Genomic DNA, 20,958 nt, shown 5'->3' with positions numbered 1-20,958 from the left:
TTGCGTCAATTGAGACGCCCTTCGTAAAGTTTCTTGAAAGCGGTATAACGCGCAGTGTGCAGCGCTTGCATTGCCTGGTCGGGCTCTAATGTTTGTTCGCCTGGGGTGAGGCCATTGGCAACGCTGAGCACCTCACCATTGGCCTGAGCAGCGAGCGCCGCCACGGCTACTCCAAGTAGTACGGGTTCCGGCGCATCCGCCAGCACAACCCGGCAACCGGTACCGTCGGCATAGAGCTTGCGCAGCAGTGCTGAACGTCCATGCCCTCCGCTGAGGTGCAGGGTATCGATGGCATAACCATGGGCGTTCATACGCTCTATGATGGCACGGGTGCCGTAAATCAGCGAGGTGGCTGCCGCCCAATAGACCTTGATGAAGCTCTCGCGAGGCGTATCAAGGGTCAATCCCGTGATGGTGCCGCGAATTTCCGGATCCGCCAATGGCGAGCGGTTGCCAATGAAGTCAGGACAAACATGGGTGTCAGGAGCTGGGTCGCCGGATGCCAAGCGCTCGAGTAGAAGGTCTGATAACGCGCCGTGAAGATCGTCGCCGAATTCACTGCTGGCTGAAAATAGTGCCGCCAGGTGATCTAGAAGGGCACCGGTAATGCTTTGCCCCCCTTCGTTGGCAACAAAACCATCGCATAGCGCCCCCGGATAAGGGCCCCAAACACCGGGTACCTCGCGCCGTTCGGGCTGGGCGCCGATATGGCAGGTGGAGGTGCCGCCAATCACGGCAAGGCGGTGCTCGGGAGCATCAGCGAGGCTTCTGCCTAGTGTGCCCAGCGCACCGGCATAGGCATCAATCATGCCCACTGCGAAGGTACATCGAGTCGTCAGTCCCAAGTCATCGGCGGCTTCTTCGGTCAACTGCCCAAGTGCTACGCCCACCGGAAGGGCTTGTTCGGGTAGGCGGGCGCACTCGAGTACATCCTGCATATCGATCTGCTTTAGAAAGTCGTGATCCCAGCCATGACCAGGGCGTGGGTCAAACGTCCACTTGCAGGAGAGCATGCAGACCGAGCGTTCAAGAGAGCCGGTGCATTTAAAGCCCAACCAATCGCCTAGATCACCAGCGTAGCCGATCTTTGCATAGAGCTCGGGCCGGTGCCGCTTCAACCACATGAGCTTAGGCATCTGCATCTCAGGAGACATGACACCACCCAGATTGCACAGCGGCGCTGCCTGGGTAGCCGTGCACTCAGCGGCTTCTGCGGTTGCCCGGTGATCCATCCACACAATGATATTCCACGCCTCATCGCCCGGTGAGAGCGCTAGAGGCTTATCCTGTTTATCAAGGAGCACCAACGAGCAGGTGGCGCTCACCGACATACTGGTGATGGAATCGGACGCTACACCGGCAGCCTCGCGGGCGCGCTGGGTCGCGCTGCATACCGCGTGCCAGATATCCGTTGAGCTTTGCTCCACGTGATGCTCGGCAGGGCGATGCATTGCAATCGGTGTTTTCGCTTCGGCAAGCATCACGCCATCCGGCGTGAAAATGCCTGCCCGGGCGCTGCCCGTACCGATATCGATGCCTAGAACATGTTCTTGATGACTCATGGAAAACCTTACTCACGACTGTTTAATAAATGGCATACGTAGTGCCATTACAATAATTAGAAAAGCCCCCCATACCGCGGTGGCTAGATGCTGGCTGGCGCCCATCAGGTTCATGCCGGAAGCGATTACCTGCAGGCTCATCAAGCCCAGCACCAGTGGCAGTACGCGGCCAAAGCCACCAAAGGGGTTTGCCCCGGCCAGAAAACAGGCCAAAACCGTAATCAGTAGGTAGCTCTCGCCGTGGCCTACACGTACAGAGTTAAAGCGGGCGAGCATCACCATGCCCGCTAACCCTGCCAAAATGCCGGAAATCGTGTAGACGGTGATCAGCACGCGCTTGACGTTAATGCCCGAGTACTCCGTCGCCCGAGAGTTGGAGCCCAGCATATAAATCGAAAAGCCAGTGCGGGTGAAATGCATGATGTAGATCAACCCTGCGGCAGCGGCGAGAAAGATCAGCATGGGGATTGGTATGCCCAGAAAACTGCCGCTGCCGATGGTTTGAAATACCTCCGGCATGCCTGAAATACCGCCACCGCGGGTTAAAAACTCACCCACACCCTGCAGAAAGATCATTGCCCCAAGGGAAACCAAAATGGGGTGGGCGCCCACATAGGCAACGATAACGCCAATCAAAAAGCCTGCGGCAGCGCCGACGGCAAGCCCGGCGATAATCGCCATGGGAACGCTTAGTATGCCCATGCCCGCCAGTAACCCCTGTACCAGCCAGGCGGTCATCAGCCCTGCGATATTGGCGGTAAAGGTAACCGAGAGGTTCAGGCCGCCGGAAATAATGGGTAGCAGCATCGCCAGTGAGAGTAACCCCAGCTCCGGCAGCTGCATCGACATCGAGCCAAAATTAGTGGCGGTCAGAAAGCCCGGTGCCAATAGCGAGAAGAGTCCAATACTGCCGATGAGCAGAGCCGTCATGGCGGCCACTTCAATGCTATCGCCCCCCAGGCGGAGCCTGGCCGTGGAGGGCTGTTTATTCAGGCGCTTATTCATACGTTCCTCGCCTTGGTGGTGCGGGGCAACAGGTTGCCGAGGTTGCTGGTGGTGATCGCAATCAAGATAATCAGCCCGACAATCATGCGGAAGGCGTAAGGAGTGACGCCCAGCAGGTTCAGGCCGTTTTGGACAACGGCGAGAAGCAGTACACCCAGTACGGCGCCGAGCACTGAGCCACGCCCGCCACCCAAGGTTGCGCCGCCGAGGACGACAGCTGCCAGAATGGGCAACTCCTGGCCTATCAAGGCGTTAGGCACGACCTCTTGTACGATATGAGCCTGCATCAGACCCGCCACCCCCGCGCATAGCCCCAGCCAGCCGTAGGCAAAGGCATGGATCTTCCAGACGCTCACGCCAGAGCGGCGAGCTGACTCGGGACTTGATCCGAAACCGTAGATCGCGCGTCCAAAACCGGTACGGGCCAGAATGAACCAGGTGAGTATTACCATCACCACCATGACAGCTGCAGGTAAGTAGAGCGTGGCTGATCCACGTTCGGCGGGTAGGTCAAGCAGCGGCACTGAATAGTAGAGCCAATCGGGAATATCGTAGATGGATACCCCGCTGGTGAAGTACATCAAGAGGCCGAAAAACAGGTTAAATGTGCCGATGGTGACGATGATCGAAACAATTCGGAAGCGGTGGATCAGCAGCGCATTGAAGAGTCCCAGTAACATGCCAACCAGCATCGAAAGCAGGATGCCAAGTAACCAATTGCCCCCGCCCAGGTAATTCATCAGCAGTGACAGCACCACGTACTGCACCACGGATGCCGCCACTGCGAAGGAAATATCTATCCCACCCGCAATCAGAACGACGACCAGGCCCACTGCAAAGATGATATTGACCGACTGATTGTTAAGCAGGTCGAACAGGTTCTGAAAGGTAAGAAAGCTGTCGGTCGCTAGTGCCAACATTACGCACAGCAGCATGAGGATACTCAATAGAGTACCTTCAGTGCCGATCCTTCTGTTTAGCAGTCGTTTATGCATTGATGATCGCCTCCAGCGCTTCTTCCGTGGTCTCCGCAGGTATGACCTCGGAGTAGATGCGCCCCTCGCGCAATACGAGCGCACGGTCTGCGTTCATCCAGATTTCTCCTGCTTCATCCGAAATCAGAATGATGGCCATGCCCTGGTCGGCAAGATTTCTGATGATGTCGAAAATACCGGCTTTGGCGCCTACATCGACGCCAATCGTCGGGCAGTCAAGAATGAGAACGTCGGGTTCAGTGGCTAGCCATTTGGCGAGTGCAATGCGTTGCTGGTTACCACCGGATAATGAGGATACCGCAAGCTCGGCATCACTCACCTTGGTTTTAAGCTGCTCAATCCAGTGGGCGGTCAGTACCTTGATGCGCTGAGGGGAGAGAAAGAAGCGCGGTTTTTCCAGTTTTGGTAGTACTGTCACTGCGGTATTCATATTGATGGATTGGTTTTGCACCAGGCCAAGATTGAGTCGGTCTTCAGAGAGGTAGGCAATGCGATGGCGCACGGCATCGCGGTTGGAGCGAAGCGTCAGCGGTTGACCCTCTTTTAGCAGCTGCCCTGAAGTGGGCTGGGTCATCCCAAAAATCGTGTGGGCTATTTCGGTACGCCCTGCGCCCAGCAAACCCGTCAGGCCAAGAATTTCACCGCGATGCAGGGTGAAAGAGACATTTTCAAATTCCCCTTCACGGCTTAAGTTTTTAAGCTCCAGTACCGGGGCTCCTTGGTGTGTTTCAGCACGAGGGGTAAACTCAAGTTCAAGCCCGGTCATCAGGGTTGAAAGTCGTGCCTGGGTCATCCCCTCGGTGGGGTAGGTGCCGACCAACTTCCCGTTGCGGAGCACGGTGACCCGTTGACACACCTCCAACACTTCCACCAGCCGGTGGCTGACCAAGACAATGGAAATGCCTTTCGCCGCCAGTGAGCGGGTAATGCCCAGCAGTGTCTGCACCTCTTTATAGGTAAGCGAGGCGGTGGGCTCATCCATAAAAATGATACTGGCCCCTGCACGCAGCACGCGGCAAATCGCAACGAGTTGACGATGGGCAATCGAAAGGTCTTCAACACGGGCCATCGGATCCAGGTCGAGGCCAAACTGCTGAATGATCTCGCGGGATTGCGTCAGCGCATCTTTGTAGGAAATAGGCCGCCAAGGCTTGGCAACGTAGTCATCGAAGACGATATTTTCCGCAACGGTCAGGTGCGGGAACAGCGCGAGATCTTGCCAGATCACATGGATGCCCCGGTTGCGCGCCTCTATCGGGCTAATGGCAGAGAGCGTTTCATCGCCAAACGAAAGCTCTACCCCCTCTTCAGGCGTGTATACGCCGTTAATAATTTTAATGAGCGTGCTTTTGCCACAACCGTTTTCACCTGCAAGGCAAAGCACCTCACCCCGGCGAAGTTCGAATTCGACATCATCGAGCACCCGGCTTTGACCGAAAATCTTGCTAACGTGACGCGCTCGAATCGCGATATCGCCCATTGGAGGCTCCTCTCTCAACATCACTGCCGCGCTCATCAGGAGCGCGGCAGCCTTTACACGATCAATAAGCGCAGTCTTACAGGCCGAGCTCTGCCAGCTCATCCACGGTATCTTTGCTCAGCTTGAGTGGCTGTGAGGCAAAGATCGTTTTGCCATCCAGGGTAATTTCACCCAGTACCGGCAATTCGGCGCCATCGGTAATCTCTTCGCCGTTATAGAGCATCTCACCCAGGGCAACGAACGCTTTGCCCGCGTCCAGAGGGCTCCACTGGAAACCACCGGTAATCACACCTTCGTGCACCAGACGGCGCCCCTGGCCAGGAGAGAACAGGCCCATAACGGCCACATCCCCTTCCAGCCCCCGCTCTTTCACGGCCCGAGCAGCGCCGATGGTTCCCTGGCTACCAAATGACATGATGCCGGCCAAATCTTCGTGGGCACGCAGCAAGTCCAGGGTGGTGTTGCGGCTGTCATCGACGCTTTCGGCCACGCCAAAACGATCAGCGGCCTGGGTCAAGCCCGAGCAGTTATCATCGAGCCAGCTCACGGCAGCATCTGCCCAGGCGTTATGAGCGGGCACGCTGAGGCCGCCAACGTAAACGGCATAAGAGCCTTCGCAGCCGGTGGTGTCAGCCAATAGCTTGGCGTGCTCTTCACCTAACTGCTGCGCTGAAATCATTTCAAAGTCGTAGTCGATGTTGACCGATTCGGGGCTTTCATGGGTCAGTACGATAATTCCCTGATCACGTGCTCGTTCCAATACCGGCTCAAGAACCTCGCGATCATTCGGGACAACACCAATGACATCAACGCCACGGCTGATCAGATCCTCTATCGCACGTACCTGCAGGGCAGGGTCAGCGCTGGTGGGGCCTACCATATAGGCTTCTACTCCAAGCTCTTCACCCATTTGTTCGATGCCCATTTCCATGGCATTGAACCAGGGGATGCCACCCACCTTGGCGACCACGGCAATCGTAGGAGACTCCTGAGCCATTGCGCCGGTGCTGCCGATAATGCCTGTTAGCGTAGCTGCGGTAAGAAGTGCTTTGTATTTCATTGTGATTTCCTGCTTGCTGTTGGCTGACCCAGTCAGTGGAATAGAGTGCATTGAAGCGCTTTAATAGTGCTGCTGTACGTTGCGTCATGGTCAAATAAAATGGCGCAGACGCTTCCGAGCCTCACAATGCATAGGAGCTTTACACAGTGCTGGATACGTTGAGTGGTGCCTAAGCGATGCGTCATCGCTATCGTTATTGTCATTTAGTCGAGAATGCACAATCGGTTGTGCATAGCGTAGGATTGATCTATTGCATCATCACGTCAATGCTACTTTTATCTAATCGCAAGGAGCTGCCACGTGGTTAGCGACTCTTCATCCAAGCGGCTGACTATTTACGACCTGGCGAGGTTGGCAGAAACATCGCCCAGTACCGTCAGTGCCGTGCTCAACGGCACTTGGCAGCGCCGTCGCATCAGCAAGAAACTTGCCAGCAAAATTCTTTCGCTCGCCCAGTCGGAAGGCTACTCGGCCAACATGCAGGCCCGTGCCTTGCGGCGCGAACGCTCAGGTATCATCGGCATGATCCTGCCGTTGTACGACAACCGCTATTTCAGTTCGATAGCCCAACACTTCGAATCAGAAGCACGTCGACGGGGGCTGTTTGCGATTGTTTCGTGTACGAATCGAGATCCCAAGCAAGAGTGCGAAGCAGCCCGTATGATGCTGGCTTACCGTGTCGAGTGCCTGGTATGCACCGGCGCAACGGATCCAGATACGATTGCGCAGATGTGTGCAGAGAGCGGCGTGCAAAGCATTAATCTCGACCTTCCTGGCAGTAAGGCCCCGTCGGTGATTTCCAATAACCGTGATGGCGCGCGACAGCTTACCCATGCCATCCTCAACCGCCTTGCTGAAGAGAAGCGCAGTGATGACCCTGTGCTATTTATTGGCGGCCGTGATGAGGATCACAATACCCGCGAGCGTATTGCCGGCTTCAAGCAAGCGAGAGAGGAAGTGGGACTGGCGACGGCGGAAGAGAATATCCTCCCCTGCGATTATGCTGCCGATAAGGCTCAGGCTGCGTTGGCAACATACATGCGTAATCGGTCTACTCTGCCCAGCGCTATGTTCGTCAACTCCACGATTTCTCTTGAGGGCATCGTTCGTGGGTTACAGCTAAATGGCTATTATCTAGATGACATTATTTTTGGTTGTTTTGACTGGGATCCCCTGGCCGCTGCCTTTCATCCGCGTTTGATGATGGTTCGGCAAAATGTGATCGAGATGATCGACCGCGTCTTCGAGCTGATTGATACGCCACCGCGGGATTCCCGTCTGCTCATAGAGGTTCAGCCAGAAATAATGGGTGTTTGATACGCTCTTTCGCACAGCATTTACTGAATCGAATGAATAGGCTAGCCATTTAGACACGACTGTTGGCAATGCTTTATACACCGTTATTCACTATCAGGATGAAACATGGTCACTTCCAGCCGCGTACACAGCATGACCGCCTTTGCCCGCACCGAGCAGGCTGCCCCGTTTGGCACGCTGCAGGTGGAAATTCGCTCGGTGAATCAGCGCTATTTAGAGCCTCACTTCCGCCTGCATGAAAGCCTGCGTGATTTAGAGCCAGTGCTGCGTGAAGCGCTGCGCACCCGTTTAGCCCGTGGCAAAGTCGAATGCAGTGTTCGCTTTGAGAGCGCCGAAACCGCCCAAGCCCCCGCCGTTAACAGCGTCCGCTTAGCCGCCATTGCTGATGCGCTAACCGCCATACAGCAGCAAGTGCCCAGCGCCGTGCCGCCCACCACACTTGCGCTACTCAACCAGCCCGGCGTGATGGAAACCCAACATCTCGATCAGGATGCCATCAAAGCCGCTACCAAAGCGTTGTTTGACCAAGCGCTGGATGAGCTGATTGACGCCCGTGCCCGTGAAGGGGAAAAGCTCGCCGAGATGATCACCACCCGCCTGACCGCCGTAAGCGAACAGGTCGCCACCGTGCGCAGCCTGCTACCGCAGATTCTGGAACGCCAACGCGCCCAACTGCTGGAACGCCTGGAAGTTGCCAAAACTGAACTCGACCCGCAGCGCCTGGAAGCCGAACTGGTACTGGTGGCGCAAAAAGCTGATGTGGATGAAGAGCTAGACCGCCTGACCGCGCATATAGAAGAAGTGAGCCACCAGCTCGCCCAGAAAGGCCCCAAAGGCCGCCGCCTGGATTTCCTAATGCAGGAACTCAACCGCGAAGCCAACACGCTCTCGTCAAAATCCGTGGTGGCTGAGACGACACGCTGTGCGGTGGAGTTGAAGGTGCTGATTGAGCAGATGCGGGAGCAGATTCAGAATATTGAGTAGTGTCTATAGTGGGCCGTGGTGTTATATAAAATATTGTTTTAAAATGTTTTTTAATTATTATTTGTCTATGCTGGTCTCCTTGGATCCGGCTTAAGCCACCTGTAAGTGGGTAGTTTATTGGGTAGTAAAATGCATACTGCCCATCAAAATGAACGGTATTTTGTAAAAGTACTACCCACTCAAAACGCTATTGCTCTATTCTCCTCCTTATACGTTGAAAATTTTTTGAAGCGCTGCCGGGGAAGGAGAATGGTGAGTTTTACTGCTAAGAAAGTCCAGTCGCTGATCAGGGAAGGTAAGCCGGGGCGCTATGGTGACGGAAACGGCCTGTATTTGATGATTCCTAGAGCAGGGGCTGCCTATTGGATGTACCGTTACACCTTCGCGCGTAAACGCCGTGGTATGACGCTTGGTAAGTACTCCCAACTCTCTTTGGCTGAAGCCCGTGAACAAGTAGTCGAGACCCAGAAAACTATCCGAAGCGGTACCGATCCCCTTGCAGAGCGCAGGCGTGATGAGCAAAAAACGATCAACACGGTGCAGAACCTGTTCGATGATTGGTACCAAGATTTAGAAAAGCGCCTCAAGCATCCCAACATCCCGAAACGCGTATTTGAAAGAGATATTGCTCCCACCATCGGTTCTCTAACACTGGATAGCGTTACGCCAATGGATGTACGTGCCATCGTCAGAAGCGTGACCAGCAGCGGTCGGCCCACCATTGCAAATGATGCCTTGATGTATTTGAAGCAGCTATTTAACCACGGCATCAAGCTAGGTCTGATTACATATAACCCTGCTTCAGCTTTTAACGTCAACGATGCGGGTGGGGTCGAGAAAAGCCGTGATAGGGCACTAAGTACGGATGAACTCAGTAATGTCTTTGTTGTTTTCAGAGAAAATCGTACTAGCTTTACCCGTGATAACTATCTCGCATGCGCTTTGCTAGTCGTTTTAGGGGTACGCAAAACAGAGCTTACAGAGGCCAAGTGGTCAGAATTCGACTTAAGTGATGCAAAATGGGATTTACCAGGCGAACGCAGCAAGTCAGGGGTTGGAATTGCGATACCCCTCCCTCCACAAGCTATCGTTTGGCTGGAGGAGCTGAAGGTGCGTGCTTGTGGCTCGCCTTATGTGTTTCCTAGCCGCCGTAGCAGTAAGCAGCCCCATATGGGCAAGGACACACTGAACCGAGCTATCGCCAAGCTATTTGGTAAGGAACCAGGCAAGCAGAAGCAGCCTGAGAACAAAATGGGCGACCTCACCGAGTTTACCGTTCATGACTTACGTCGTACCTGTCGCAGCTTGTTGGCTGCTTCAAGTGTACCGGGCCATGTTGCTGAGCGCTGCTTAAATCACAAGCTCAAGGGAGTAGAAGGTATTTATGACCGTTATGACTATTACGAAGAGCGGAAGCAGGCCCTTATAAAGGTGGCAGATCTGATAGCACCCATTATTGAAAACTATAGTTAATTCCATTTTTTTTGATTATGACTTGTTAAATATAAAAATGCTCTGGCATAGCCAGAGCACCTTTTTTAATATTTCAGTAAAAAGAAGCTAAGCTAGGACTGCCTTATCTTCTTTTTCGGCTGTATGCTCTGTAAGATTCTGTTTCTCCTTCTATAAACTCTACATTATAGATACGTCTGTCCAGCATTTCTAAAAAATCAATTTCTTGACCATCTTTAGGAGTGATAACCCCAGATTCATCTACATCTATTCCTACATTTGAGCTACCTGCATAATAAACGACTTTCTCTTTATCAATACTGTCTATGTCTGTCCTTTGTGATACTGCAAAAACCAGACGAGCTGCACGTTTATAGCTATTAACAGCATTTTTAATTGATTCAAAATTTACATAACCCAAGCTATCCTCTAATAAATATAGTTTTGCTAAAGCTGAATTAGTTACTTCGTCATCAGGCAAAACCATAGACTCAAAAACTCTGGGTCTTAAAACATAAACTATCTCACCATGCGATATAAAATCAAAGTCATTATCAAGTTTAAAAAATTCATCTTTTACTGCACATAGAGAATCATCATAAAATCGTACTAATCTATTTCTATTCTTTAATAACGATTTAAAATACGATGCTCTTCTAATACCTGAAATCCTATGTCCATTAGAGTCAGTGTAATCTACACGGTAGTATTGAATAGATTCTTTAGGTATGTGTGACATAAATATATTGCCACTAGGATCTTCTTCGAATATTTCTTTAGCTCTCAGATGGCTAATTAGATGTGTCTTAAAGCGATCTTTTTCAGAATACTTTTCTGATATTTCAAATTCATCTATACCTTCTATTGGAGAAGGAAAAGCTTTAAGAGTGGTTTCTAGGCACTCTTTTAACATTATTTTTACTTGCCTATCTGTTGATATTCTATAAAATTCTTCAACAATTTTCCCGTCGTCATTCCTATGTTCAGTTTTTATCGAAAATTCAATAGAAGTTATGTTTTTAATATCGAATATCATTTTATTCCCCCACGCTTGTGTATAAGAAGTCTGTAATTCTTGTAGCGGTTACCCTGCTAGTCTCTATCTTTTCTCTTTTGCTTAAAAGAGCTACACGTCTCCCGTTACTTAATGTTAGTGTGTATACTTTATAGCCTAGCGCAGCAAAAAAAACGTTGGCATAGTAAAGTCTAAGATGTACGAATAGAAATAAAACAAAAGAAAAAACTGAAATAAGAAGAAAAATACTTCTTACAGAATTTAGGTCAGCTTGAAAAAGAGGGACTAATACAGCAAACAGATATATTAATAAATGATCCCTACTGTTTTCAACATGATTTACTTCTAGAACAACTCTGTCTTCATTTTTGGATGATATATAAAATCTTAAAACTAAGAAAAAAGTTGGAAGTGTGGTTAGAGTTAAGCAAGCAGGAAAAAGAATTATATCCTTTATTAATTCAGATCCTTTTGCAGCTATCAATATAAAAAGTGGTGACAAACTGCTTACAGCCATCATAATTCTTAAGAAAAGGAAGGGCTCCTTTGGTCGCTTCATTGCTATGCCCTCCTAGATAGTTTTTAGTTAATATTAAGGCTGAATAAATTAAAATAAATATTATTAGCTTATTAATTAATTACCTTAATATGCTGTAAATTTTTTTAAAATTCAACCCGGTTAAGAAAATTTTTAGTGTTACCCTATTTAATAAATAGCTGGTCTGTCTTAACTACTAATAGTTCTTTCCAATTTGTAGTGTATCGCGGTGTCCGTCGCTCACTGCGCAGCGCCCATGCATTGCCTTTACGGGGTAGGCCCAGCTGTACCGTCCCCTTACCCAACTCGCGATTTAGCTTGTCTACTGTCGCCATCAGGCGTTCGCTGCGCTTGGCCTCTTCATCAGTTTGCGGGGTTTCGGTGAGAGTTAGCTGCCGGTTGGCCTTGGGGGAAAGGTCGAGCAGCATGAGGCCTGCTTTGTGGTAAGCATATCCTTTGCGCCAGAGACGCCGTAGACCTTGGATCGCCGCTGCGATGATGTCGCGGCTATCATCGGTGGGCCTCTCTAGTGAGACAACCACACGCTGTTGGTATTGCGGTAAATCGGTACGGAATGGGTTGGTACGCACAAACACCATCACGGCGCTGGTGACGCTGTTCTGTTTACGTAGCTTTTCAGCTGCCCTGGCGGCATGCTGTCTTAAGGCTTCGCGTAAGTCATGGGGGTTGCCGGTTAGCCTGCCGAATGAACGCGACACCATAATCTGTTGCTTGGGTAGGCTCATGTCATCGAGCTGTATGGCGGACTGCCCGCGTAGCTCCCATACGATGCGTTCCTGCACCACACTAAATCGCCCCCTAATACGCTTAGGGTCTGCCTCGCGTAGTTCCCATGCGGTCTCAATACCCATCACTCTTAAACGTTCACCGGTGCGGCGTGCCACCCCCCACAGCTCTGTCACCGGCAACTGCTTTAACAATGCTTTGGTCGCTTCACTATCAGCGGTCAGCTTACACACCCCGTTCTGATTGTAGGCGGGATGTTTTTTAGCCGCTTGGTTCGCCACTTTGGCCAATACGCGGGTAGGTGCAAACCCCACGCATACGGGTATGCCCGTCCACTGCCGAACGGTATCGCGCATGGCTTGGCCCCGTGCCTCCAGCGTATCGGGGTCGAAGCCCTGAAACCCGACAAAACTTTCATCAATGGAATACACCTCCACATGCGGTGAAAACTCGCCTAGCACCTCGGTCACCCGCTGGGACATATCGCCATACAACGCATAGTTACTGGACAGCAGCACGGCTTGGCGGCGTATCGCGGGCGGTAACAAGTGCATGGCAGTCCCCATCTCAACCCCCAGGGCTTTGAGTTCATTGCTGCGGGCAACGACACAACCATCATTATTCGATAGCACCCCCACTGGGCGCCCTTCCAGCGCTGGATCAAAGACGCGCTCGCAACTGACATAAAAGTTGTTGCAGTCAACGAGTGCAATCACGGCAGCGACCTCAGCAGATTGTGAATCACATCGGTCACTACGCCCCAGACTTGGGATTCGCGACCATCTAGGGGAATCGGCTTGAAATTAGGATTGCTTGCTTTGAGGTAAGTACGCTGGCCAACGCGCTCCAGACGCTTAACGGTCATTTCCCCATCCACGCAGATAACGACAATCCGACCAGGCAGCGCTTCCAGGCTGCGATCTACCACCAGTAAATCCCCAGGGTGAATGCTGTCCCCAACCATTGAATACCCTTCCGCACGCGCAAAATAGGTTGAAGCAGGTCGTTTAACGACGTAGCGGTGCAGATCAAGTTCGGTATCCAAGTGATCATCGGCGGGCGAAGGAAATCCGGCGCGCACGGCGGTTGAATAGAGCGGTAATGGTAGTGACGAGGCCACGGCATCTGCCCGACCCAGCAGTGAAACGTTCAATGACATGAAAGGCTTCTCCTTTTTACTGTATGCATAAACAGTATCAGTAAAGAGGGCTAGCCAAGCAACCCTTTAAGAGTCAACGCTAAAAACTTTCAGAACTATATCACTCCTATGAATCCACCCCATGAATCGCTTTGTGTCACCTAGGAGTGTTGCTAATGCCCCCAAAATGTAAACGCTGTGCCGCTACACGCCTGATCAATCTTGATACCGCCCAACGCATAGGCGTTGTCAGCGGGGGCCTTGTGGGCGGCGCGATAGGTGCCTTACGCGCTACTGCGGCTACCCAAACGTTATCACTCGCAACGGCGCGTTTTCCGCTCGCTAAACTGCCGGCCGCCATGATAGGTGCGGTTACCGGTGGCCAGTCAGGCGTTCGGATTACGACGTCACTCTTTATGCAGTGGCTGCCACCTAGCCCCGGCACTCCCTGGCTGTGTCTCGCCTGTGGGCATTCGTTTCGACAGTCCCATCCACCGCTGGCCGCCGTTCACTGATTGCGACTGGCTCTGCCTTTACTACCTCAACCCATAGCGCTGGCGATTCGTCAGCGTTTTTTTATGTTTGGAGACTTACCCATGGCTCATCTCGTTGAACAAATGGCCTACGTCGGCGCTACCCCTTGGCACGGCCTGGGGCAACAGCTATCACCTCAACAACCGTTAGAAGTCTGGCAGCAGCAGGCCGGAATGAACTGGCATATTGAAGAAGCTCCGGTGCGTTTTATTGCCGAGGGAGCCAGTCACTTGGGTAGCATTCACTCGTTCCCCGAGCAGAAGGTACTTTATCGTTCGGATACCAAGGCGCCGCTATCGGTCGTATCCCAGCGCTATAAGGTGGTGCAGCCCGAGGAGATACTGGAGTTTTACCGCGACCTGACGGAATACGCCGGGTATGAACTGGAAACCGCTGGCGTGCTGAAAGGTGGGCGTAAGTTCTGGGCCTTGGCACGCAGTGGCTTAAGCACATCGCTGAAAGGCCAGGATGAGATCAACGACTACCTGCTGTTGGCCACCTCCTGCGATGGCACCTTAGCGACTATGGCGACACCGACTACTGTGCGGGTGGTGTGTAACAACACGCTGCAGATCGCCGTCGATGGTACGTCGCAGGCGGTGAAAGTGCCCCATCGATCAGAGTTCGATCCCCGTGCAGTAAAAAGCCAGCTGGGTATTTCTGTTTCCCAGTGGAACGACTTCATGTACCGCATGAAGGCCTTAGCTGAACGCAAGATCGACCACCGCGAGGCACAACAGTATTTCCAGTCGGTGCTCTGCGGTATCGATAAGCCAATAGATGACCCTTCCAAGCTACCTAACTACCGGGCACTTAACAAGGTACAGAAGCTCTACCACGGCGAAGGCCGCGGTTCCCACCTCGACACGGCCAAAGACACCGCTTGGGGCTTGCTCAATGCGGTCACCGAGTACGTGGATCACGACAAGCGGGCGCGTAGCAACGATACCCGACTGGATTCAGCGTGGTTCGGCCAAGGGGCTCAGTTGAAGCAGGAGGCATTGCAAACAGCCCTTGCCCTGGTGAGCTGACATGCTGTTTCTCATTATTTTACTGCTGTTTTTCTTAGTTTTTATCTTACCCCTCATTGAATAGTGCGATAAGCCTAGCCCCTACAAGGCTGGGCTTTTTGCTTTTTACATGGAGCACACCATGGCCTCTATTAGCCCCGATTTAGATATCGCATTAACCCAACTGACGGAACGACTGCTTACCCAGGAACAAACCTATGCCGAGACCTACGTGATGGCAAAAGGACAGCTGTATCGCACCGAGCTGCACCTATGTCCCGTTCCTCCCAGCGAGCTTCCCGCCGATTTGTAACCCTCTATTGAAGGAGCCTAGTCATGGCCACCAAAACTAATGTGGTAAATCACGAGACGTCTGCATCCTCTTTACAAGCCGTTCCTGCAGCACCCACCACCCATCATGCGGAGAGCACGGCCATTATCCAGGTGATTGAGCGTGCGGCGCTCAACCCGGACGTCGATATCGACAAAATGGAGCGCTTGCTACAAATGCAGGAGCGGGTCATGGATCGCCAGGCCATGATGGCCTATAGCGCGGCCATGGCAGCCATGCAGACCGAACTCCCCAGCATTGAAGAGCGTGGGCAAACCAATAACGGCTGCTACGCCACGCTGGAAGATATCGTCGATACCGTGCGCCCCATTATGCAAAAGCATGGCTTTGCAGTGAGCTTTCGTATTCAAACCCAGGAACGCGGTATTCAGATCACCGGTGTACTGATGCATAAGGATGGCCACCGTGAAGAAACCAGTATGCTGCTTCCCGCCGATTTAAGCGGTAACAAGAACGCGGTGCAGGCGTTTGGCTCTTCCACCAGCTATGGCAAGCGCTACGTGCTCTGCGCCCTACTCAACATCACGACGCGAGGCCAGGATGACAATGGCAAGACCAGTACCAAAGCGAGCATCAAGCTAGTCACGCCCTTTCAGGCGGGACAGATCCAGCGACTGATTAGCCAGTGCCCCGTCACAACCCAGGAGTGGTTCAGCGGCAAGTACGGCTCAGCTGTGCAAGTACCACAGTCCGACTTCGACAAGCTCCGGGCATCCCTCTCCAAGCGAGCCGTTAAGTAAACGGCGTACCAACCCTATCTGAGTAAAGGAGGCATTCATGCAGATGCTCAATATGCCCCAAGGCTCCCCTGAGTGGCTGGCGGCGCGCTTAGGGCGCGTCACCATGTCGGAGCTAAAGTCACTACTGGTTAAGGGCAAAGGCCCTGGTGGGTTGGGCACCGGGGCCATTACCTACATGCACCAGTTAATAGGCGAGCGCATAACCGGCGAACTGGCCGAGCCGTTTCAAGGCAACGCGCATACCCGTCGTGGGCATACGCTGGAAGGCGTTGCCCGTGCGCTCTACTGCGATACCACTGGTGAACCCAAGCCGCACGAAGTGGGCATTATCCTGAACCACAACGTGGGTTATTCCCCCGATAGCTTAGTAGGCGCTAACGGCCTGCTGGAAATCAAAACAAAGCTACCCAAGTTCCAGATTGAGGTGCTGCTCAACGGTGAAATACCCGATGAGCACGTGCCCCAGTGCCAGGGCGGGCTGTGGGTCAGCGAACGGGAGTGGATCGACTTTGTGAGCTACTGGCCGGGCATGCCGCTGTTTATCAAGCGCGCTTATCGTGATGACATCATGATTCGCACCATCGCCGAGCGAGTCGAAGCATTTCATGAAGAGATGGAGCGGCGCATGAGTCAAGTGATGGCGGCGTGAACTGCCCACTTAACCACAACACCCATTCACCATTAACGACATAAATGCTGGGGCCACCACCCCGGCATTTTTTATTTTTTTGAGGAAAAATGACTCCTTCCAAACTTAAAACTGGAGAAGTGGCGGGCACCTATCACATGACAGGGCCGGTCACTGAAACTGGCATAATGGCCATGACCAAGAGCTTTTCGCTATGTACTTTAATTGATGGTTCGTGCCTTAGAGTCTAATGGATCCTGTAGTAAGGCCCAAAATCGCTTTCACCACCTTTGAATGTCGCCGATCTTAATACCCGGTTTGATTATGGCGCTGTTAGAATCACCAAATATTTTATGATAGTGAGTTTCTTAGGTGCAGAGAGGTTCACTCTTAATTTCCTGCTCAAATAACTGCCGTTGCTGCTGCAAGACCAATGTTGGTCCTTCGTATATTCAATGCTTGAGTTAGAGTCGACCGGATTTGCTCTGCTAAAGCCTTAGCCATGAGAGGAGGTACAGCATTACCAATTTGGCGAAATGCCGCATTCATTGGCCCTTGAAATACGAAACTATCAGGGAACGACTGCAGCCGTGCAGCTTCTCGAACCGAGATGGTACGTGCTTGACGACTATCATAATGGATATGTGAATAGCTATCTTTGCCAAGGTGGGCCATAAGCGTTCTGGCAGGCTTGTCAGCTTCCATTTTGCGCCACTTGTTTGGAAATTTTCCCGTATCATAAGGAGGCACAAATGCTTTTTTGACTTCATAATAGCGAGGCATATTTTCCTTTAGCTCTACACCTTCTTTAACTTTGATTCGTTCTAGCTCTTCCTCAAACATGATAGTGGCCAATTGAAACGCCTCAGGGTATTGATCTCCTGGCTGCATGCGGGCAAAGATTTTATAGTCTCTCGGCAGGTAGCGAATAACGTGATCCGCAATGGTTTCTCGAGTTCCCAAGCCTTCCCAAAAACGCATCTGTTGCTGAAATCTATTGCGTGGTGCACAAGAGTAATTATCAGCTCTATCAAAACGTCTGGTGGCTTTCCCAAGCTTGAGTGGAGAGTCATCATTAATGAAAGGCAAATCGGAAAGGGCTTGCTCAGCAGTTACCGCCAACGATAAGTCGCTCTGCTCAGGTTCAGGTGGATCAACGAAAAACTGTTTTTGATCGTCTTGAAGGTTTCTCTTAACTGTCTTCATCGCAACTTGGCGTGAACCATGATATCCAGGGGGGAGGTCTATCCAATGGCTCGGCTCAGGGAACCAGTCAGAGCACTCTAGCTCGTCCTGGTACGCAATAAGAAACATGCGTTCACGCATTTCGGGAACACCATAGAAAACAGCATTCAGCATCGTGTATCGCGCGTTATAACCTAAATCTCTAAGGGCCTCGCAAACTTCTTCAGCAATATTATGGCCACCGTAATTGAGTACATCTGGAACGTTCTCCATCAAGATCGCCAAAGGCTTGAGCTCGTTTAAATAATGCAGATAGCGAAGATAAAGATTTCCACGTGGGTCATTCAGGAATGCTTCTGGATGCTTAGCTATTTCACGAAGCTTAGCTCGGCCAACACGTGCAAATGACTGGCAAGGTGGACCACCAACAATCACATCAACATGACTGCGAGCATCTCCCTGAAGTCCAAAATCCTGCAACAGGTCTGCTGGTTCAATTTCTGTGATGTCACGCGCTTTAGTATGAATCTGCTTCAGCTCATCCGAAGCACCGGTATGGAAATTCATAGCATGTGATTTTGCGGCGGGTGGATCAAGTTCTACGGCACCAATATTCTCAAACCCAGCGGCCTGGAAGCCCAAAGAAATGCCACCGCAACCGGCAAACAGATCCAAAACACGCGGCGACTGCCCCTGTCGGAGCCTTTCGATTTTTTGCTGTATAAACAAACACATTAAATTTCACCAACTTAGCAATGACTCTGGCTCCGACAATTACAGCGATGCCACATCATTATCTGAGCATCCATGCACTGATTAACACGCGATATTAACACCCAGCGCGTTAAATCACATAAATTGGGTCGCAAGGCACCATAATTGGAGAAAATGGCGAAGAAAGCCAACCGATAGCTGTCAGGGTATCTCAACATTTGACTGTAGCTTACGTCATCTAAATAACTGTATAAATAAACATTTTTAATAAAGAAGGCAATTTAAGGAAACTACTCCTTTCTATCCTCGGGTCCTTCGGCAAAACAGCTCAACGCTGAAGATAATCCAGGTCGCTGGTTGAGGCACTCCGGCATCCCAACCCCTGCTGATTACTCAGCTTCGTCCGGAGCGAGATTTGTAAAACCATTCTCTTTCAATTTTTCGAAAGTCTTCATAGCAATGGAGCACTGCCTCTCGGATGGAAGGGAGTTCGGTATCTTGCTACATCTTTCCAGAACACCGGCTTCTATTGGCGTCAGAAGCTTAGATCTCATCCCCCACTCAAGAGCCTTCTTCCAGAATAAGCCTCCGCACTCAACCACAAATATATAATTATTAACCTCTGAAATTTCAGACCGCTCCCTACGTTCCTCATGAATCACTGACGCGGCTTCGCTAGGTGTTGCAAGATACTCTTTCAGTTCTGGTGGATATGCTAATTTCCGCTGTTGCACCTGAGCCCAGCAGGCCTGCTTCTTGGCCCATTCGCTAATGTTCCTAATTCCTTCTGGAGGATGAGTGATGACATCATGAGCACTTTCCGCTGCTACGAGGAGCGCGTGCTCAATGGGCTCGGGGATCGATTGCTGACGCCAGACTTTGTCAAGATCAACAAATTTTCCTTGTTTATTGATGTCGTAAGCAATCTTGGCCATAGAATAGGTGACGATGTTTGCTCTGTAACCACCTTCATACCAAGGCTGTTGCGGGACAGACTTTTCTAGGCGGCGAAACATGATCGCCTTCGCGATCATCCGCTTGAACCATGTATCGTCAAAGCGTGTATCAGACCTTTTCCACTCTTTGGCAATTTCCTTTTGAAAAGCGACGAAGTTCTTCTGCGCGCCTTGGCTAACAATGTATGGCAATCCGATCCATGAATTCTCAAACTTGGCAAAATCCGTTTTGTTGAAATACTGCGAGCGAGGATACTCGAGGTCGAATTTTCTACGCTCTGCTTCGGTGCGCCGGCTACGTTCATCTGGATATTGTCCGCGAGCTCTCTCATAAAACCACTTTGTTTCCTGATATGAGCTGCCGCCTTTTGGTGCCAGTATCCGCCGGGAAAATTCCTGCAAGCGCATCTGAAACGGATGATTTGACGCAAGATCAGCATCATTCACCTTGTTTTGACTGTTTGCATATAGAGATATGTTTGGAATGATTTCTTCTGCCGCATCCGGTGGTACGACGTTCAGCTTCATCTGAACATAAACTTTGTCGAGGCGTGCCTTAGGACGATTGGTACGTTGTTTGCGCGTTGAATGAATCGAGGCCGTTGTCTGACCTCCATTCACGATCTGAAGATTGTCTGCGCGGACGAGAACCGGGCCATTTTCCGTCTGCCGAATCTCAACATTATCCGCGGTTGCCGTTATGCCATTATTATAGGCAAAGAACATTTCTGGCTGACTTTCAAGTGTATCGCGGATCCCCTGGTTCACCTTTCCGCGTGCCTGAAGGAAGCTGCGCACATTCGCTTCGAGAAGACGTGGTCCCCATTTTTCGTAAATATCGCCTAGCTGGCTTCCACGAATGACTGCTATGTAACTTTCAAGCGATGCATCACCCAGCGATGCACTCAGAACCGGTATTGCACCACCAAAATCCTTCTCGAAGTCGATGAGAAGATCTTCCCGGGTTTGGCCAGAACGAATGAATTTTTCAATCCGAGCCAAATCCCAAACGCTGTATGTGACTGGTTTTTCATCAATTGATCCGGCCGGCAGACCATCCACTTTTACCCGCTTTTCTGCGTTCGTAACCAAGATTAGTTTGATTTTTGTGACACTATGCCATGTCGTTGCAATGAGCTCAGCCAGCATGAAGCCAAAGCTTGATTCTTCAAGTTTTTCCCTAAAATCCTCTCTAAGGGCATGTCGAAGAAAGACAGCCATGCGATTGAAGCGTGATTTGAGCTGTTCACCATGGAAACGGCGGATCTCATCAGTGACTTCGTAGTCGCAGAGTACCAAGCTCAGAACACCCTGCGCATCTCGTGGATCACCTCCATAGCCATCCACCTGCATTACGACTCCGTTTTGGCCAGTTCCCTCGTAATACGCATAGTCAGCGCCATCCAGTTCACCCGCCTCGGTAAGAATGTCGCTCATTCTCTCGAAGAAGGCCTCCTTAGTGTAGGTTCTACCAACATCTGCCTCACCTTGGAGATCGGCAATAAGTTCCCTGTGAAATTCTTTAAGCTCCGACATACATCACATC

General features: G+C 51.3%; 19 protein-coding genes. 8 read left to right on the top strand and 11 right to left on the bottom strand.

The window, feature by feature from the left end; all coding sequences use genetic code 11:
* Positions 1-5 precede the first annotated feature (5 nt).
* From E0L35_RS16380 to E0L35_RS16360, 5 genes are all read right to left on the bottom strand, one after another.
* Positions 6-1,562: an FGGY family pentulose kinase gene (locus E0L35_RS16380; RefSeq protein ID WP_138800882.1), complete on the bottom strand. Its 1,557-nt coding sequence runs from the start codon at positions 1,560-1,562 to the stop codon at positions 6-8.
* Positions 1,563-1,574: 12 nt separating this feature from the next.
* Positions 1,575-2,567, bottom strand: a complete 993-nt coding sequence (locus E0L35_RS16375) for an ABC transporter permease (protein ID WP_138800881.1) — start codon at positions 2,565-2,567, stop codon at positions 1,575-1,577.
* Positions 2,564-3,562 (bottom strand): ABC transporter permease, encoded by a 999-nt coding sequence (locus E0L35_RS16370; protein ID WP_138800880.1) that lies wholly within the window; start codon positions 3,560-3,562, stop codon positions 2,564-2,566. The genes E0L35_RS16375 and E0L35_RS16370 overlap by 4 nt, the downstream gene beginning before the upstream one ends.
* Complete coding sequence (locus E0L35_RS16365; RefSeq protein ID WP_212751695.1) at positions 3,555-5,042, bottom strand: sugar ABC transporter ATP-binding protein; 1,488 nt, start codon at positions 5,040-5,042, stop codon at positions 3,555-3,557. The genes E0L35_RS16370 and E0L35_RS16365 overlap by 8 nt, the downstream gene beginning before the upstream one ends.
* Before the next feature lie 76 nt (positions 5,043-5,118).
* The gene (locus E0L35_RS16360; protein WP_039857817.1) at positions 5,119-6,102 is read right to left on the bottom strand and encodes a substrate-binding domain-containing protein; all 984 of its coding nucleotides are present in this window, start codon (positions 6,100-6,102) and stop codon (positions 5,119-5,121) included.
* Positions 6,103-6,402: 300 nt separating this feature from the next.
* Between E0L35_RS16360 and E0L35_RS16355 the strand changes: the two genes are divergently transcribed.
* The 3 genes from E0L35_RS16355 (at position 6,403) to E0L35_RS16345 (ending at position 9,876) form a co-directional block, all read left to right on the top strand.
* The gene (locus E0L35_RS16355; RefSeq protein ID WP_009286319.1) at positions 6,403-7,419 is read left to right on the top strand and encodes a substrate-binding domain-containing protein; all 1,017 of its coding nucleotides are present in this window, start codon (positions 6,403-6,405) and stop codon (positions 7,417-7,419) included.
* A gap of 105 nt (positions 7,420-7,524) precedes the next feature.
* Entirely contained in the window at positions 7,525-8,403 is an 879-nt protein-coding gene (locus E0L35_RS16350) for a YicC/YloC family endoribonuclease (RefSeq protein ID WP_138800879.1), read from the top strand.
* Positions 8,404-8,532: 129 nt separating this feature from the next.
* Positions 8,533-9,876: a site-specific integrase gene (locus E0L35_RS16345; protein ID WP_283241542.1), complete on the top strand. Its 1,344-nt coding sequence runs from the start codon at positions 8,533-8,535 to the stop codon at positions 9,874-9,876.
* 103 nt (positions 9,877-9,979) lie between these two features.
* Here the strand turns inward: E0L35_RS16345 and E0L35_RS16340 are convergent, their stop codons facing one another.
* The 4 genes from E0L35_RS16340 to umuD form a co-directional block, all read right to left on the bottom strand.
* Positions 9,980-10,891, bottom strand: coding sequence for a Kiwa anti-phage protein KwaB-like domain-containing protein (locus E0L35_RS16340; protein WP_138800878.1), 912 nt, complete (start codon positions 10,889-10,891; stop codon positions 9,980-9,982).
* 1 nt (position 10,892) lies between these two features.
* Entirely contained in the window at positions 10,893-11,429 is a 537-nt protein-coding gene (locus E0L35_RS16335) for a hypothetical protein (protein ID WP_138800877.1), read from the bottom strand.
* A gap of 143 nt (positions 11,430-11,572) precedes the next feature.
* A complete protein-coding gene (locus E0L35_RS16330; RefSeq protein ID WP_138800876.1) occupies positions 11,573-12,871 on the bottom strand; it encodes a Y-family DNA polymerase in 1,299 nt (432 codons plus the stop codon).
* Positions 12,868-13,314 (bottom strand): translesion error-prone DNA polymerase V autoproteolytic subunit, encoded by a 447-nt coding sequence (gene umuD, locus E0L35_RS16325; RefSeq protein ID WP_138800875.1) that lies wholly within the window; start codon positions 13,312-13,314, stop codon positions 12,868-12,870. Before umuD ends, E0L35_RS16330 begins: the two co-directional genes overlap by 4 nt.
* A gap of 155 nt (positions 13,315-13,469) precedes the next feature.
* On the opposite strand from umuD, the gene E0L35_RS16320 reads away from it, so the two are divergent.
* The 5 genes from E0L35_RS16320 (at position 13,470) to E0L35_RS16305 (ending at position 16,578) form a co-directional block, all read left to right on the top strand.
* Positions 13,470-13,808: a hypothetical protein gene (locus E0L35_RS16320; RefSeq protein WP_138800874.1), complete on the top strand. Its 339-nt coding sequence runs from the start codon at positions 13,470-13,472 to the stop codon at positions 13,806-13,808.
* 81 nt (positions 13,809-13,889) lie between these two features.
* Complete coding sequence (locus E0L35_RS16315; protein ID WP_138800873.1) at positions 13,890-14,858, top strand: DUF932 domain-containing protein; 969 nt, start codon at positions 13,890-13,892, stop codon at positions 14,856-14,858.
* Between the two features lie 121 nt (positions 14,859-14,979).
* On the top strand, positions 14,980-15,150 hold the full coding sequence (locus E0L35_RS26300) for a hypothetical protein (RefSeq protein ID WP_171051175.1): 171 nt from the start codon (positions 14,980-14,982) through the stop codon (positions 15,148-15,150).
* Positions 15,151-15,173: 23 nt separating this feature from the next.
* Complete coding sequence (locus E0L35_RS16310) at positions 15,174-15,929, top strand: ERF family protein (RefSeq protein ID WP_138800872.1); 756 nt, start codon at positions 15,174-15,176, stop codon at positions 15,927-15,929.
* A gap of 37 nt (positions 15,930-15,966) precedes the next feature.
* Positions 15,967-16,578, top strand: coding sequence for a lambda exonuclease family protein (locus E0L35_RS16305; RefSeq protein ID WP_138800871.1), 612 nt, complete (start codon positions 15,967-15,969; stop codon positions 16,576-16,578).
* Positions 16,579-16,959: 381 nt separating this feature from the next.
* Here the strand turns inward: E0L35_RS16305 and E0L35_RS16300 are convergent, their stop codons facing one another.
* Positions 16,960-18,477 carry a DNA cytosine methyltransferase gene (locus E0L35_RS16300; protein ID WP_138800870.1) on the bottom strand — a complete coding sequence of 506 codons (1,518 nt, stop codon included), beginning with the start codon at positions 18,475-18,477 and terminating at the stop codon, positions 16,960-16,962.
* A 368-nt stretch (positions 18,478-18,845) separates the two neighbouring features.
* Complete coding sequence (locus E0L35_RS16295) at positions 18,846-20,948, bottom strand: AIPR family protein (protein ID WP_138800869.1); 2,103 nt, start codon at positions 20,946-20,948, stop codon at positions 18,846-18,848.
* Between the last annotated feature and the right edge of the window lie 10 nt (positions 20,949-20,958).

This window comes from Halomonas sp. ATBC28 (genome assembly GCF_005937175.1).
GTDB lineage: Bacteria > Pseudomonadota > Gammaproteobacteria > Pseudomonadales > Halomonadaceae > Vreelandella > Vreelandella titanicae.
The sequence above is the reverse complement of the archived record's forward strand: the minus strand, read 5'-3'. Positions and strand labels throughout refer to the sequence as shown.

What these genes read in the sequence shown, in the direction of transcription:
- E0L35_RS16320 (WP_138800874.1), top strand. Translation starts at nt 13,470, where the DNA reads ATGCCCCCAAAATGTAAACGCTGTGCCGCTACACGCCTGATCAATCTT.
- E0L35_RS16300 (WP_138800870.1), bottom strand. Translation starts at nt 18,477, where the DNA reads ATGTGTTTGTTTATACAGCAAAAAATCGAAAGGCTCCGACAGGGGCAG.
- E0L35_RS16340 (WP_138800878.1), bottom strand. Translation starts at nt 10,891, where the DNA reads ATGATATTCGATATTAAAAACATAACTTCTATTGAATTTTCGATAAAA.
- E0L35_RS16350 (WP_138800879.1), top strand. Translation starts at nt 7,525, where the DNA reads ATGGTCACTTCCAGCCGCGTACACAGCATGACCGCCTTTGCCCGCACC.
- E0L35_RS16335 (WP_138800877.1), bottom strand. Translation starts at nt 11,429, where the DNA reads ATGAAGCGACCAAAGGAGCCCTTCCTTTTCTTAAGAATTATGATGGCT.
- umuD (WP_138800875.1), bottom strand. Translation starts at nt 13,314, where the DNA reads ATGTCATTGAACGTTTCACTGCTGGGTCGGGCAGATGCCGTGGCCTCG.
- E0L35_RS16310 (WP_138800872.1), top strand. Translation starts at nt 15,174, where the DNA reads ATGGCCACCAAAACTAATGTGGTAAATCACGAGACGTCTGCATCCTCT.
- E0L35_RS16345 (WP_283241542.1), top strand. Translation starts at nt 8,533, where the DNA reads ATGCATACTGCCCATCAAAATGAACGGTATTTTGTAAAAGTACTACCC.
- E0L35_RS16370 (WP_138800880.1), bottom strand. Translation starts at nt 3,562, where the DNA reads ATGCATAAACGACTGCTAAACAGAAGGATCGGCACTGAAGGTACTCTA.
- E0L35_RS16375 (WP_138800881.1), bottom strand. Translation starts at nt 2,567, where the DNA reads ATGAATAAGCGCCTGAATAAACAGCCCTCCACGGCCAGGCTCCGCCTG.
- E0L35_RS16305 (WP_138800871.1), top strand. Translation starts at nt 15,967, where the DNA reads ATGCAGATGCTCAATATGCCCCAAGGCTCCCCTGAGTGGCTGGCGGCG.
- E0L35_RS16365 (WP_212751695.1), bottom strand. Translation starts at nt 5,042, where the DNA reads ATGGGCGATATCGCGATTCGAGCGCGTCACGTTAGCAAGATTTTCGGT.
- E0L35_RS16360 (WP_039857817.1), bottom strand. Translation starts at nt 6,102, where the DNA reads ATGAAATACAAAGCACTTCTTACCGCAGCTACGCTAACAGGCATTATC.
- E0L35_RS16380 (WP_138800882.1), bottom strand. Translation starts at nt 1,562, where the DNA reads ATGAGTCATCAAGAACATGTTCTAGGCATCGATATCGGTACGGGCAGC.
- E0L35_RS16295 (WP_138800869.1), bottom strand. Translation starts at nt 20,948, where the DNA reads ATGTCGGAGCTTAAAGAATTTCACAGGGAACTTATTGCCGATCTCCAA.
- E0L35_RS16315 (WP_138800873.1), top strand. Translation starts at nt 13,890, where the DNA reads ATGGCTCATCTCGTTGAACAAATGGCCTACGTCGGCGCTACCCCTTGG.
- E0L35_RS26300 (WP_171051175.1), top strand. Translation starts at nt 14,980, where the DNA reads ATGGCCTCTATTAGCCCCGATTTAGATATCGCATTAACCCAACTGACG.